Origin of the sequence: Shewanella sp. 10N.7 (genome assembly GCF_020806285.1) — a bacterium.
Taxonomy (GTDB): domain Bacteria; phylum Pseudomonadota; class Gammaproteobacteria; order Enterobacterales; family Shewanellaceae; genus Shewanella; species Shewanella electrodiphila.
In genome coordinates this window covers 83,756-98,757 of the sequence record NZ_JAJGZS010000014.1, presented here as the reverse complement: position 1 = coordinate 98,757, position 15,002 = coordinate 83,756, and the positions used below count along the sequence as shown (strand labels likewise).

The following is a 15,002-nucleotide window of genomic DNA, read 5'->3' as shown; positions in this document are numbered from 1 at the left end:
GCTATTATTCGCTTTTTATTATCTTAAACAAAAAGACCTGTTGTTAGTAGATTGTGTGGTGAGATGATTGAATGTGACATAAGTATGCTGCTTTCGTGATCCTTTTTGTAAGGCTTACAGTTTTACCCTACTAAAAAGCACTATAAAACGAGTTATTTACAAATTGAACATACATTTCTGAAAGTTTTTTGTAATTATTGGTGGGATTGGAACTATATGCTTGGTATAATCAGAACCAAGAAGTAATGATGGCTACTGCTTCTCTGTAAAGGAAAATGTCACCCCCTAAATAATAGACATTCCTTACCCCCTACAAAACGACCTTAGGTTGATAGGAGTTACTATGGAAGTTCATGAATACGAAAATGCTTATTATCAAGTAAAAGATGACGTTCTAGAGTCACTACCTACTGATGAAGAATAAGTAGATTGAACTAATACTATTAGCTCTTTCTCAAGCATAAAAAAAGCAGCCTAGCTGCTTTTTTTATGCTTAAAATTTGATTGTTTACAGTTAAAACCTTCGGTGTTCTATCTGTGACGATTTCTAAATAATGACATTTATTAATGCTTCTTGTTGTCATAGTAACGCGATATGAAAGCTAGTGCATGTTATAGGTCTATACGACCTTTCTCAGTTAATACTTCAACTATCGTCCAACGTTTGCCATTTTTTACCAGCTTAATGGTGCGGTCATCTACCCAAGGGCTACCACCACGTAAACCCTCCATCTTTACCTTTACATCAACCTCGTCGGTGAATTTTCGAAAGAAGTCAATATCGATATCATCAATACTCATATTGACGTCAGTCATAGACAAACCGAGTACATGCCGCTGTACCGCAGAAGCGATATGGTAATGAGACATGATATCTTTGAGTTCTTGGCTTACATAGACTTTGGCTTTCTCTATATCACGCTCAACATAGATTGCAGTAAAAAAACCAATGGAGACCTGTTCAGGACTTAAGGCTTTTTCCAATCTGCCTTGTTGACTGTCTTCTGCTGGAGAGCAAGCCGTTATGAGTAATAAGCTGAAGATGACAAAATATTTATGCATGATTTTATTGCTGTTTCTACGTGATAAGCCAGTATCGCTATTTCAGAAGCTAGAAACAAGTTTCAAACTAGATTTTGCAAATTTTGTATAAATATCTTGACTGATAAAAGCAGACATGTCATACCTTAATAATAGTTATAAAATAAGTATTATTATCCATTCCTGACTTGCTGATAAAGTTTGGTGGATAACTTTGGGTTATCCACAAAATCTGTGGACAACTTTGTTGAATACTATTAGCCGTGTTTGTAAGATTATAATATTTAACAAGTTTAAGGGGTGGTTAAAAAATAACACCCTTCAGTTTACTTGTGTAAGTTTTTAAGATTATCTCAATATTTCTTCTTTTTTATCCTCTTTCCCCCTTGCTATTATATTAAAACTACTTTCTGAAATACCATTATTAACTCAGTTTAATAACGTGATATTTATCCCAAGTATGATGAAACTTTTTTGACCCAAACTCTGCGGCTGAATGCCTATTTGCTGATAAAAGCTTATTGAAATGACTGTTGGTTTGTAGGAATGAGAAGTGTTCTTTTGAATTGAAAGTGGTTTATTAAGATGAGAATCAATTTGGTGAATTGCATAATAGGTTAGCTCTCTATTCTCTATTCTCTAATCTCTAGTTGTTAACTCTCGTTTTTGGCCTTTAACTTGTTAGGTTTAGCTTCTTTATAATCAGCCTGAATCAAAGACAATAAAAAAGCACTCACATGTTAACGAGAGTGCTTTTTTTGTTTTCCCAGGCTTCCATTTTATGGAGCTGGGTAGTTAACTAGCTTTTACTGCTCATTTTGAGCGGCTTGTATAGCCGTCAATGCAATCGTATAAACGATATCATCGACTAAAGCGCCACGTGATAAATCGTTTACTGGCTTGCGCATACCTTGCAGCATTGGGCCAATACTGATGAGATCTGCACTACGCTGAACCGCTTTGTAAGTTGTGTTACCCGTGTTTAAGTCTGGGAATACAAATACTGTGGCTTTACCTGCTACAGGACTGTCTGGTGCTTTAGAGCGAGCGACATTCTCCATTACAGCTGCATCGTATTGCAAAGGGCCGTCGATGATTAAGTCAGGGCGCTTCTCTTTCGCGATTCGAGTGGCTTCACGTACTTTATCAACATCAGAACCCGTACCAGAAGTACCCGTTGAGTAACTGATCATAGCAACACGTGGTTCAATACCAAATGCCGCTGCAGATTCTGCTGATTGAATCGCAATATCGGCTAGTTGATCTGGGTTTGGATCTGGGTTAATTGCACAGTCGCCGTAAACCAAAACTTGATCAGGCATTAGCATGAAGAAAATTGATGATACTAAGCTTGAACCAGGTGCGGTTTTAATCAGTTGTAGTGGTGGACGAATCGTGTTGGCAGTGGTGTTTACCGCGCCAGAGACAATGCCATCAACTTCGTCTTGAGCAAGCATCATAGTACCTAGTACCATGTTGTCTTCTAATTGCTCTTTAGCAACAACTTCAGTTAGCCCTTTGTGGCGACGTAACTCCAACATACCTTCAACGTAACGACCTCGAGCCTCTAGAGGATCGATAATTTGTACGCCTTCACCTAACACGACATCTTGAGATGAAGCGATACGTAAAATTTCTTCAACGTTACCTAACAGTACACAACGGGCAATGCCACGTTCAGCACAAATAGATGCAGCTTTAATGGTTCTAGGTTCTTCACCTTCAGGCAATACAATGGTTTTCTTTGCTGCGCGAGCAAGCTCAGTTAACTTATATCTAAATGCTGGTGGTGATAATCGGTGCTCGCGTGGTGAGTTTTGAGTCACGCTTTCAATCCAGCTTTGGTCAATATGACTTGCGACATATTCTTGAACGCTATCAATGCGAACAGCATCATCGACAGGTACTTCATGATCAAAACGTTGAATATTAAGCGAGGTTTGCCAAGTGTTACTGTCGATTAAGAATACAGGTAAACCTGTTTCAAAAGCGCGTTCACATAAGGCCATGATTTCAGGCTCAGGCTCGTAACCACCGGTTAATAAAAGTGCGCCAATTTTCACGCCATTCATTGCAGCAAGACAAGCTGACACAATCACATCAGAACGATCACCAGAGGTAACCAGTAAAGAGTTTGTTCGAATGTGCGTGACCATGTTTGGAATACTACGAGCACAAAAGGTCACTTTACGCAGACGACGAGTATTCATTTCACCAGCATTGATGATTTTAGCATTTAAATGCTTAGCTAAATCAGATGCGCGAGGTGAAACCAAATCGAGGTTATATGGCACACTACCTAGAATACGCAGTGGGCTTTTACCTGGAAGCTGGAACATTGCAGACGTATCATTAGTTGATGCTTCAGCGTGATCAAATACTTCAGAAAGATCAGGACGAGCACGTCCTTCATCGTCAACAGGTGCACCAATTTTATTGATAATTGAACCAATAAGACGTTTGTTTTTGTGACCACCCCATGAGTTGTAAGCGATCTCTAATCGGTTCATTAGCCCGTTAGGAGAGTCGTTACCTGGTGTGGCAATGAAAATCACATCGGCATCAAGTGCTTTAGCTATTTCAAAATTGATATCGTCAGAGAAAGGGTGAGTGCGAGTCGGTACTAAACCTTCAATCACAATCGTTTCAGTGTTGGCTGCACATTCGCTTGCACGAGCAATAATTTGCTCCATTAATACGTCGATTTGCTCAGAACGAATTAAGTTCTCAGCATGTTCCATTGAAAATGGCTCAAGCGGATTAACAGTCGGCGAATGGCTTAAAATAGTGGTTGAACGTTCTGGGCCGTTATCACCATTGCGAATTTGTGCAATTGGTTTGAAGAACTGAACTTTAACGCCTTTGCGTTCAAGCGCGCGCACCATCCCAAGACTTAGTGAGGTTAAACCTACACCAGTACCAATTGGGATTAACATAATATTACGAGACATAAAGACCTCTAAATTTAGCGTAAGTAAAGCCTGCTTGGCAGGCTGTTACGAATTGGCAATGGTGATTAAGCTTTGATTAACTTAATTGCATCTTCAGCGATAACCCATTCTTCATTAGTTGGGATAACCATCGCGACTGTGCTGCCTTCTTCTGTAATAATGCCGTCTTTACCGAAACGTGCTGCTAGGTTTTTCTCTTCGTTCACGTTGAAGTTAAAGATAGCTAGCATTTCTAATACTTTTGCACGAATAATGTCAGAGTTTTCACCGATACCACCAGTAAATACCACTGCATCTAAACGTCCTAAAGGCACTGTGTAAGAAGCAATGTATTTCGCTAAACGGTAGCAGAAGATTTCTAATGCTAAGGTTGCGCCTTTATGACCATCCTTATAGCCGTCTTCAATGCCGCGACAATCATTAGTCAGTTCAGATATACCTAACAAACCACTTTGTTTGTTTAATAGGTTGTTTACTTCATCAATGGTATAACCGAGTTGGTTAACTAAGTGATAGATAATTGAAGGGTCCATGTCACCACAACGTGTGCCCATAACCAAACCTTCTAGTGGGGTTAATCCCATAGAAGTATCAACACTCTTACCGCCTTTAACTGCAGTAACAGAAGCGCCATTACCTAAATGGGCAACAATTACATTAGTATCAGCTGTGTCTTGGTTAAGTACTTTAGCCGCTTCACGGCTAACAAATAAATGGCTTGTACCGTGCATACCGTAGCGACGAATACCATGTTCACGGTATAGCTTATAAGGTAGTGCGTAAATATAAGCGTGCTCAGGCATGGTTTGGTGGAATGCAGTATCAAACACGGCGACCTGCGGCAGAGCCGGGAACGAAGCCATTGCAGCACGAATACCGATTAAATGCGCAGGGTTATGAAGCGGTGCTAATGAAGCACAATCTTCAATACCTGTAATGACATCTTCGTTAATGATCACAGAACGAGAGTACTTCTCGCCACCGTGAACGATACGGTGACCGATTGCTTCAATTTGAGCCGCTAATTCTGGCTGGTCAGCAAGAATATTGTTAACTATGTATTCAACAGCTTCACGGTGAGCGGTAAATGCGCCAAGTTTGGCTTCATTTTTTGCGCCGTTAACTTTCCATTTGATGCGTGAATCTTCTAAACCGAAGCATTCAGCAAGTCCTGATATGTGATCATCACCTGAAACAGCATCAATCACAGCGAATTTTAAAGATGAGCTACCGCAGTTGAGTACTAGTACGAGTTTTTGTGACATGTTGAGACCTTTTCGTCTGAGTCGTGCAAAGTTTAAATTGACGTGAAATGTGTTATTTCAACTATCAATCATAGTTAATTAATGACTAAACAACCGATAAATTTACCGTAAATTTGGGGCTAATTATCGCTGTGTGCTATGGTGCATATATATTTCAAATCTTATAGGGCGTAACGTTGAGCGTAAAAGTGTTCAAAATCATAGGTGACGGTCGTCGTTATATGAAAGCTTGGCCTATGGTTCGACAACTTGGGTTTTATTTCCCTGAATACCGCGTTGTTAGGGCAACCCATCTTGGCATTATGTTGATGCCATTTTTCGCTATCTTGGCTGCAATTAGCCAAGTGTATGTCAATGGCTGGGCGTTTCTGCCTCAGGCGATTGCGATACTGTTATTCTTTATCAGTTTGCCTATTCAAGGCTTGTTATGGCTAGGTTTACGAGCTAAACACCCTTTACCAATAACACTGTTTGATTGGACCAACCAATTAACCACCAAAATGAGTTCCATGGGCATAACTTGCCAACCTTTAGGGGCTAAAGCGTGTTATTTAGATATGGCGCTTATTTTAAAAACGGCGTTTGAACGTTTAGATAAAAGTTACTGGGAACAGCTTTAATCTCTGTTTCGGTTAATTTATCAATAGTCAGCTTTTATACCGCGCTCAGTGAATACAGCCTTTATGGATTCCATGGTTTCTTTACTAGGTGGTTTGGTATCAGTTAATGAGTAAGTCTCACCAAATGCTTCCCATTTGTGGGTGCCGAGTTGGTGGTATGGCAGTAACTCTACCTTTTCAACATTCTTCATTGGTTCAATAAAGTCGGCCAATGCTTTCGCAGAAACGAGATCTTCAGTAAAGCCATCTACAACGACATATCTTACCCAGGTCTTTTGGTTACGTTTGGCTAAATATTCTGCGAATTGCAACGTGCGCTGATTGCTGACCTTGGTTAAATCGATGTGCTTGGCATCATCCATTTGTTTAATGTCCAGTAACACTAAATCGGTATTATCGAGTAACTCGTCAATCACCGGAGTGTATTTACGTACAAAACCATTAGTATCAAGGCAAGTATGGAGATCATTTTCTTTGCAGGCTTTGAAAAGTTCTGTCACAAATTCAGCTTGGAGAATGGCTTCTCCACCTGTTGCTGTGACGCCACCAGATTGTAGAAAAGGTTTGTAACTGATGATTTGCCCCATGAGCTCATCAACAGTGACTTCCTTACCGCCGTCTAAATCCCAAGTGTCGCGATTATGGCAGTATTGGCATTTCATTAAACATCCCTGCATAAACGCGACATAGCGGATACCAGGACCGTCAACGGTGCCAAAAGATTCAATAGAGTGGATACGACCTGTGGTCATGATGTCTCCAAACAAGCAAAAAAAAAATGGTTGTACTAAATGTTATGGATGAACATAACGGTATATTAGTACAACCAATTTTAAGAAGTATTACAAGCCTTTAGTGAAAGTACGAGTAATTACATCTTGTTGCTGTTCAGGTGTTAGCGCGTTGAAACGTACAGCGTAACCTGAGACTCGAATGGTTAATTGTGGGTACTTTTCAGGGTTCACAATCGCATCTTCAAGCATTTCACGGTTCATAACGTTAACGTTTAAGTGCTGACCACCTTCGCTGTTAGCGTTACTCATGAAGTAACCATCCATTAGCGATGCAAGGTTAGAACGACGTCCAGTCTCATCTTTACCTAACGCATTTGGCACGATAGAGAAAGTGTATGAAATACCATCTTGAGCGTGAGCAAATGGTAGTTTCGCTACTGAAGTCAGTGAAGCGATAGCACCGTTTTCGTCACGGCCATGCATTGGGTTTGCACCTGGAGCAAATGGTGCACCAGCTGGACGACCATCAGGTGTTGTACCTGTTTTCTTACCATAAACAACGTTAGAAGTGATGGTTAAGATTGACTGTGTTGGAATCGCATTGCGGTACATTTTCTTGTTACGGATCTTAGCCATGAAACGCTCAACTAAGTCACAAGCAATGTCATCTACGCGTGGGTCATTGTTACCAAATTTCGGGTAGTCACCTGAAATATCAAAGTCGATTGCAATACCGTCTTCGTCACGGATTGGCTTAACCGTACCGTATTTGATTGCAGATAATGAATCGGCAGCAATTGACAGACCAGCGATACCACATGCCATAGTACGACGAACATCACGATCATGAAGTGCCATTAACGCTGCTTCATAAGAATATTTGTCATGCATGTAATGGATAGAGTTAAGTGCTGTCACATATTGTGTCGCTAACCAATCCATTAAGCCGTCTAAACGACCCATCACATCATCAAACTCCAATACTTCTGAAGTGATTTTGTCAGCAACGGGTGCAATTTGTGTCTTCATTTTTTCATCTACGCCACCATTGATAGCGTAAAGCATGGTTTTCGCTAAGTTAGCGCGAGCACCGAAGAACTGCATGTGTTTACCTACAATCATAGGGCTGACACAACAAGCGATTGCGTAATCGTCTGATTCGAAATCTGGACGCATTAAGTCATCGTTTTCGTACTGGATTGAGCTTGTATCGATAGACACTTTGGCACAGAAGTTTTTAAAACCCTGTGGTAAAGCATTCGACCATAAAACAGTAATGTTTGGCTCAGGGCTTGGGCCCATGTTGTATAAAGTGTGTAAGAAACGGAAGCTGTTCTTAGTCACTAAAGTACGGCCATCTAAACCCATACCTGCAACTGATTCAGTTGCCCAGATTGGGTCGCCAGAGAATAACTCATCGTATTCAGGAGTACGTAGGAAACGAACCATACGTAATTTCATCACGAAATGGTCAACCATTTCTTGCGCTTGTTCTTCCGTGATAACGCCGTTAGCGATGTCTCGTTCGATGAAGATATCAAGGAATGATGAAGTACGGCCTAATGACATTGCCGCGCCATTTTGGCTTTTAACTGCAGCAAGGTAACCGAAGTAAGTCCACTGAATTGCTTCTTTAGCATTCGTTGCCGGTAAAGAAATATCACAGCCATATTTTGCTGCCATTTTCTTCATTTGACCTAATGAACGATGTTGCTCAGCAATTTCTTCACGAAGTTGCATAGTGCTTGATAAATCTTCGCCAGCTTCAAAACCTGCTTGCAAAGAAGAGAACTGAGCGAATTTATCTTGCATTAGGTAATCGATACCGTAAAGCGCGATACGACGGTAATCACCAATGATACGACCACGGCCGTATGCATCAGGTAAACCCGTTAAGATACCTGATTTACGACATGCCATAATTTCAGGGGTATAAACATCGAATACACCTTGGTTATGGGTTTTACGTAATTCAGAGTAAGTGTACTTAACATCTTCGTCTAATACGCGGTCGTATGCTTTACAAGACCCTTCAACCATACGAATACCACCATTAGGTAGCATTGCACGTTTAAGCGGCGCGTCAGTTTGTAAACCAACGATAGTCTCTAAATCTTTGTTGATGTAACCAGCAGCATGAGAAGTAATGGTTGAAACCATTTTAGTGTCGAAATCAACAGGAGCGTGAGTGCTGTTCTCTTGCTTGATACCGACCATCACTTTTTCCCAAAGTGTTTCAGTAGCTTGAGTAGCACCTGCTAGGAAAGACTCATCACCTTCATAAGGTGTGTAGTTTTTCTGAATAAAGTCACGAACATTAACTTCAGTTTTCCAATCGCCAGCTTCAAAACCTTGCCAAGCGTTTGCAAATAATTCTGTTTTATCGGTCATGGTAATTTACCTTCTCGTTAATTGACTGCTGATGTGCCATATGATGGTAGTGGATAACTGTTACAACCAATTGGCATATCAAAAAATTGAGACCCCTATAAATGGATAATTGATAGGGCATCTAATCTGTTAGCTTTTACAATAAAATCGTTACTGTAGAAGCGAATAATTCATCAAATGTAAATTGGTAAGACCAATTTACCTAAAGAATATTAGCATAGGTTTTATGCAACTTCACTTAATTAAATCAAAATCGAATAAGATATGGACAAAAATGTTATCTGGCTAACACTTTTTGCGCAAAAAGTTTTTTAATCACTCATTAGTCACTACTCTTGCAGCTTATTGTTAGCTAGCTTTGTGTTGCCTTCTTATCGCTATATAGCTTTGCTATACTGTTTTATAGCATCTTTTAGATAAGCTGATCATTTATTAGCGAAAACTTAGCAGATATAAGAAAGTGCTTAGCCAAGTTCATATGAAAAATCTTGGTATTACCAATTTATTTGTATGATTTATAAATGGCGTTATAAAGCAGTGATTCAGTTCAAGTCTGTAGCGCAAGTTTGTTTAGGTAAATAGCACAAGCGATTTACTTTGTTAATCCTATTTTAGTGTTAAAAGTTTTGAGGTTTATATGCAGAAATTAACCGGTGAAGAGCGCCAGAGTTCGGCGAATTCAACGACCGAGTTAACAAATAAGTCGCCAGCGCCAACAACTTATGAACAAGCTGAAAAGTTTGGTTTAGCAAAGGTGGCTAAAAGTCCTTGGCAGTCGTTTATTTTGTCGATATTTGCCGGTGCCTTTATTGCCATTGCATTTGTATTTTATGTCACTGTGACCACGGGCAGTACCGATGGTTGGGGTATGACGCGTTTCATCGGCGGTATTGCGTTTAGTTTAGGTCTTATTCTTGTTGTGGTATGCGGTGCGGAGCTATTTACCAGTACGGTATTAACCTCTATACCTTGGGCACAAAAACAAATTAAAACGTCGACGCAGTTGCAGTGCTGGGCACGTGTATACGCGGGGAACTTAGTTGGCGCATTGATTATGGTGTTGTTGATTATGATGTCGCGGATGTTTGAGCTCAATGGTGGACAATGGGGGGTAAACGCTTTGAATATTGCCCAACATAAAATTCATCATACTTGGCTGCAAGCATTCACTTTGGGGATTTTATGCAACATGCTCGTGTGTTTAGCAGTGTGGATGACATTTGCCACTAAAGATCTGTTAACTAAATCTTTTTTGATGATTCTACCGGTAGCTATGTTTGTCAGTAGTGGTTTTGAGCATAGTATTGCTAATATGTTTATGGTTCCCTTAGGTGTCGCGATTCACGCTTTTGCACCTGAGAGCTTTTATCTTGGGTTAAATATTAACCCACAGCAGTATGCCGATTTAACCTTGGCAAACTTTGTATTTAATAATCTCATTCCTGTTACTTTGGGCAATATTGTCGGTGGCGGTGTATTTGTTGGCTTAGGTTTTTGGTTAGTCCAGCAAGATAAACTCGTTATTGGCTCAGAAGGGGCTAGCAATGCTTCTTTAGTGGGTGAGCAAGAAGCAAGAAAGAAGTAAGCTTTATGACATTATTCAGCATTCGTAAATAAAAAACTTACATTGATTATAACGCCCTGCAATTGCAGGGCGTTGTTATTGGTTCAATCAGTACTTTGTATAGCACGCTAAATTAAGCCAAACTTTGCTTCAAGTCGGTAAAGTATTTATCCCAGCCGATGTGCGCTCTGCCTGCAGCTAGATTAAAATGACTTGGATTATCTGCTTTACCTTCAAGAATACCTTGATAAATCCCCGCAATAACAGTCCCAATAAAGTCACCCAACTCTGCCACTCTATCTTGCTGATATTCTTCAACCGTCATTGGGGTGTAAATCAATGAGGTGCCAAAGGCTAGATTCATATAATCAGCCAGTTGGTATTGGCTCATTGATTCACCATGGAGATTATATGTTTGCCCATTGTGTTTACTCTCGGTAAGCATTCGGGCATAGGCGTAGGCAAGTTCGCTGCGAGTGGTGTAACCGCATTTTCCGTTATTAGCGCAATTGGCAATCTCACCTGATTTTTTGTAGCTGTCTATATATTCAATATCGGGTTCAATATAGATCCCATTGCGGCCAATGACCCAGTCTACACCGCTTTCAGGAATGTCTTGCTCTGTCTGACGGTTACTTTGTATCACAGGTGAGAAAGCAGTATTTTCTTCAGCACCTTGAACACTGGTGTACACAATCTTTTTTACGCCTGCTGTTTTTGCAGCATGAATGACATTACGGTGCTGCTGTATTCGCTTATCTGGTGCATCCATCCCTGATACCAATAGTAATACGTCTACAGTTTGTAGTGATTGGGCTAATTGCGCCGAGTTATTGTAATCTCCAGAACGCACTTCAACACCTAAGGCTTTAGCATTTTCAGGAGTTCGCGCTAAAGCAATGATGTTTTCTTTAGGATTGATATCTAAAAGTGCGTTAACAATTGCGCTGCCTAATTGTCCGCTTGCTGCAGTAATAGCGATGTTCATAGATTGGCTCCTAAAGATATAAGTTGAGTGTTTCGGTAACGTCTGGCTTGATTATTTGATGGCGCTTTTTACTGTGCTTTTAAGGTTATGCATAAAAGCTTTAAAATGCGGCATAAAATCGACAAATAATGGATGCTTTCTATTTTCCATCATTATAGGTCCGAGTAAACGCAGTGAAACAGCAACTTTGGTCGCCAGCGATGTTTCGAGGCCGCTTCCTTTTTGCAAGTTTTTAACGACATTAAACAAGTCTTCTCTATCTTGTAATTCAAAATCCAATTGCTGACCAGTTTGTTGTGCTGGTAGGTTGATTTCTTCAATGGTAATACGGTATTGATGATTTTTGCGGATAATTGAACTCATGGGGAATTCCTTATGTTGATATGACAATGAAGTAACGGTTGTTTAGCTTTTCAATAAAGCTTCGACCTTAGGTTTAATGGTGAGTGACACGAGCAGCATCATTGCTACTGCAAATGGTAGGGCGGCAGTGACTGTATTAAACCAAGTTGAAAATAATTGATTAAGGTCAGTCATCCCGATGTTATTGATGGTCGTCGATAGCGCTAAACCTGATTCCATAATCAGCGCCATGGCGATACCTATCAGTATGTTTTGAAACTTCTTATCCAATTTAGGTAGAAACTTTTCAGCAAATTTTGTCAATGCTGTCATCAATATAAAACCAGCAGGCATGACAGTTACCGTCGCGAGTAAAAAAGCACTTAACCACTGATTGAAAAAAATGCTGCTATATCCGAGATTAATATAGGTCATGACCCCCGTTATTGTGCCACCCATTAGTGTCATCATGCCTAACACTGTCAGAACTTTTACAGAGACAGGGGTTTTACTTTCATCGACGAGGGTCGACGTTATGGATGTTTGATTGTTCATTGTGTAACTCCTACCTTGAAAAAATCATCATTATGGTTGATAATGTCAACCATAAAGGTTTAGTTGATAAAGTCAACTAATTTATTCGGAGCAAATTTATGCAAGATCGAAAATCCTTAGAAAGCTTGTTTCAATTGGTACATGGCTTAAAGCGTCAATTACATAATAATATTGAGAAACTTAATCTAGATATGGCGCCGATGAATGTGCGGGTACTTAAGGTGATTAATAAAAAAATCCCCTGTACTGCAATAGACATTGCGCAGTTTTTAAATCGTGACAAAGCTCAAGTCACTCGACTATTGAATGGATTAATAGCGCAAGAATTAATTGTCAAAGAGCCTAATCCAGAAGATAAACGCAGCCAATGTTTACGCTTAACTGAAAAAAGCCAGTTGATAATGGAGGATATTGCTCTAATAGATAAAAAAATACATGAGCAAATGACAAATGGAATTACAGAAGAGGAGCTTGCGTTGTTCGAAAATATAGCTGCAAAAATGGCTGAAAATTTGTCATCAAATCCTTAAGCCAAACAATTACCAATGAAACTTTGATATAAATCTTGATATAAACGCGAGCTAATTCTTGAGTTAACTCAAGAATTAATCGATGAATTTAGCCGATGAAGTGCTCAGCACTAAATCGGCTAAACTTGTTTAATGTTTATTTATTAAGTTATCAGTAACGAAGGGTTTGTTCTTGATAACTATCCATAAAGTAGCACCGAGTAAACCGACACTGAGTTGGATTATGCCTAAGTTGCTAATTAAAGATGCTTGGCTTAATGAGACTAAAACCATCCCCAAGGCACCACTCATCATGCTACTGAATTGGATCAGGGCGACTGCAGAGCCAGTGTCCTGAGTTTGTTGCTCTAGCATTAAGTTAGTACCTGGTACTCTCATGGTAATAATGGCCACAGTTGCAGGGGCCGCAATTACCGCAAAAGTTAATGCTGACATATGACCGATACTGAGAGTTAATACACCAGCGATAGTAAGTAAAATAAAGCACAGGGTAATGATTCTTTTTACAGTGATATAGCGTGACAAGTGCATATAAATCATTGGCCCGAATGCGGCGCACATAGCGTTAAAGGCAAATGCATAGCTAAATTGCTGCTCAGTGAGACCAAAGTCATTTATATAGATGTAAGAACCCGCTGCTAAAAACCCCATTAATGCCATTGATGTCATCGAAAAGACCACTAATAAAATAGCAAATCTCGGGTTTTTAATTATCACAGCCAGTCTTCCCCAAGAGCGAAGCACTGAGCCAACATATTTTTTCTCTAAGGTTTCCTGGTAACACAGGGCTAATATTGCTGCAAACGTGCCATATATGGCGAGCACTACGAACATCATCCGCCATGAGGCTATTTGTAGCAAAAAAGCGCCTATCACTGGCGCAACCATGGGGGCGATGATCACTAAAGACATGATGGTGGCCATGATTTTCTCGCGCTCACGACCTGTAAAACTGTCTTTAACAATGGCAGTGGCAACCACAGTGACAGCACTGGCTGCAAATGCCTGTAAGACTCTAACACCAATAAGTTGTTCAATATTAGCTGAAAGCGCACAACCAATACTCGCAAGAATGTAACCACAGATACCGATGAGTAAAATGGGTTTTCTACCGAACTTTTCACTTAGCGGTCCCCAAAAAAGTAGACCCGTGGCATAGGTGACAAAGTAACTACTCAGGGTTAAGTTGACCATAGATTGATTAGTGTTTAACGCCTCAACCATGGTGGGCAAAGCAGGTAAATACAAGTCAATAGTCAATGGCGGAAATGCGCTAATAATGACGAGAAAAAATAGCATACCGGTTCGACCCAGTATCGATTGTGGATTTTTCAATTTGATACTCTTAAGTTGAACTGCACCGATTACTTACTTTGACTCATTCTCTATAGGTTTATCGTTGTAATCTATATCTGCTACCTATGTCTGTTATTTATTGACCTGACATTGTTTTAATAATGCAGTAAAAAAATCACTGCCTTTTCGCTCAGCAAAAGTAATATTGCGCTCAGGAATGGTTTCGGGTTCATCATATTCTGCTAGTGCTGCTTCCATACTGGCTTCGCGAATAATATGAATTGTTGGATAAGGTGAGCGATTAGTGTAATTAGCAGCACTATCTTGTGGTTCGCCTTCAAAACAGTAGTCAGGGTGAAAGCTTGCCAGTTGATAAACCCCTTCATATTCATGTTCAAATAATTTGTCATTAGCTAAGTCAACGATATCAAGATAACTGTAAAACCCTTCAAAGCCACGAGGCATGATAAACAATGTGGTTTCAACGTCTGGATTGTTGTCTAAAAACTGACACTCGCTGAGAAAGTCTTTCATTACTTGTTTGACTTTGGTCTGCTCACTGCAAAAATAACGAATACTGTTGCGCTCGACTTCGCGGCGGGCAAACGGGCAAATATTATATTTCATGATCACTTTACTGACCCAGTTTGCCGTTTCAATGTGGTATTCGGTTAATTCTGACATCTGACTTCCTGCTGGTTACTCTTGATATATTGATGACAATT

13 protein-coding genes are annotated in these 15,002 nt (G+C 40.1%); 3 read left to right on the top strand and 10 right to left on the bottom strand.

Annotated elements, in window-relative coordinates; all coding sequences use genetic code 11:
• Positions 1 to 612: 612 nt before the first annotated feature.
• The 3 genes from LMH66_RS10745 to ackA all read right to left on the bottom strand — a co-directional run bounded on the left by LMH66_RS10745 (position 613) and on the right by ackA (position 5,257).
• Positions 613 to 1,062, bottom strand: coding sequence for a hypothetical protein (locus LMH66_RS10745; RefSeq protein WP_102527101.1), 450 nt, complete (start codon positions 1,060 to 1,062; stop codon positions 613 to 615).
• 785 nt (positions 1,063 to 1,847) lie between these two features.
• Entirely contained in the window at positions 1,848 to 3,992 is a 2,145-nt protein-coding gene (gene pta, locus LMH66_RS10740) for a phosphate acetyltransferase (protein ID WP_102527100.1), read from the bottom strand.
• A 65-nt stretch (positions 3,993 to 4,057) separates the two neighbouring features.
• Positions 4,058 to 5,257: an acetate kinase gene (gene ackA / locus LMH66_RS10735; RefSeq protein WP_229369965.1), complete on the bottom strand. Its 1,200-nt coding sequence runs from the start codon at positions 5,255 to 5,257 to the stop codon at positions 4,058 to 4,060.
• Positions 5,258 to 5,433: 176 nt separating this feature from the next.
• On the opposite strand from ackA, the gene yfbV reads away from it, so the two are divergent.
• Positions 5,434 to 5,877: a terminus macrodomain insulation protein YfbV gene (gene yfbV, locus LMH66_RS10730; protein WP_102527098.1), complete on the top strand. Its 444-nt coding sequence runs from the start codon at positions 5,434 to 5,436 to the stop codon at positions 5,875 to 5,877.
• A gap of 20 nt (positions 5,878 to 5,897) precedes the next feature.
• On the opposite strand, the gene pflA is transcribed toward yfbV, so the two are convergent.
• Together pflA and pflB are read right to left on the bottom strand one after the other, a co-directional pair.
• The gene (gene pflA / locus LMH66_RS10725; RefSeq protein ID WP_229369996.1) at positions 5,898 to 6,632 is read right to left on the bottom strand and encodes a pyruvate formate lyase 1-activating protein; all 735 of its coding nucleotides are present in this window, start codon (positions 6,630 to 6,632) and stop codon (positions 5,898 to 5,900) included.
• 87 nt (positions 6,633 to 6,719) lie between these two features.
• Complete coding sequence (pflB, locus tag LMH66_RS10720; RefSeq protein ID WP_229369962.1) at positions 6,720 to 9,002, bottom strand: formate C-acetyltransferase; 2,283 nt, start codon at positions 9,000 to 9,002, stop codon at positions 6,720 to 6,722.
• A 637-nt stretch (positions 9,003 to 9,639) separates the two neighbouring features.
• Here pflB and focA point away from each other — a divergent pair.
• Positions 9,640 to 10,587 (top strand): formate transporter FocA, encoded by a 948-nt coding sequence (focA, locus tag LMH66_RS10715; RefSeq protein WP_229369959.1) that lies wholly within the window; start codon positions 9,640 to 9,642, stop codon positions 10,585 to 10,587.
• 112 nt (positions 10,588 to 10,699) lie between these two features.
• Here focA and LMH66_RS10710 read toward each other — a convergent pair whose 3' ends face one another.
• From LMH66_RS10710 to LMH66_RS10700, 3 genes are read right to left on the bottom strand one after another with little or no spacing between them, the layout of a single operon-like run.
• A complete protein-coding gene (locus LMH66_RS10710; RefSeq protein ID WP_229369958.1) occupies positions 10,700 to 11,554 on the bottom strand; it encodes an SDR family oxidoreductase in 855 nt (284 codons plus the stop codon).
• A gap of 51 nt (positions 11,555 to 11,605) precedes the next feature.
• Positions 11,606 to 11,917, bottom strand: a complete 312-nt coding sequence (locus LMH66_RS10705) for a DUF3861 domain-containing protein (RefSeq protein WP_102527094.1) — start codon at positions 11,915 to 11,917, stop codon at positions 11,606 to 11,608.
• A gap of 42 nt (positions 11,918 to 11,959) precedes the next feature.
• Positions 11,960 to 12,451, bottom strand: a complete 492-nt coding sequence (locus LMH66_RS10700) for a DUF2798 domain-containing protein (RefSeq protein WP_229369957.1) — start codon at positions 12,449 to 12,451, stop codon at positions 11,960 to 11,962.
• A 98-nt stretch (positions 12,452 to 12,549) separates the two neighbouring features.
• Here LMH66_RS10700 and LMH66_RS10695 point away from each other — a divergent pair, with 98 nt between their 5' ends.
• Complete coding sequence (locus tag LMH66_RS10695; RefSeq protein WP_102527092.1) at positions 12,550 to 12,981, top strand: MarR family winged helix-turn-helix transcriptional regulator; 432 nt, start codon at positions 12,550 to 12,552, stop codon at positions 12,979 to 12,981.
• A 129-nt stretch (positions 12,982 to 13,110) separates the two neighbouring features.
• Here LMH66_RS10695 and LMH66_RS10690 read toward each other — a convergent pair whose 3' ends face one another.
• Positions 13,111 to 14,316, bottom strand: coding sequence for a multidrug effflux MFS transporter (locus LMH66_RS10690; protein WP_229369956.1), 1,206 nt, complete (start codon positions 14,314 to 14,316; stop codon positions 13,111 to 13,113).
• 93 nt (positions 14,317 to 14,409) lie between these two features.
• Positions 14,410 to 14,961, bottom strand: a complete 552-nt coding sequence (locus tag LMH66_RS10685; protein WP_229369955.1) for a DUF1415 domain-containing protein — start codon at positions 14,959 to 14,961, stop codon at positions 14,410 to 14,412.
• Positions 14,962 to 15,002: the final 41 nt, after the last annotated feature.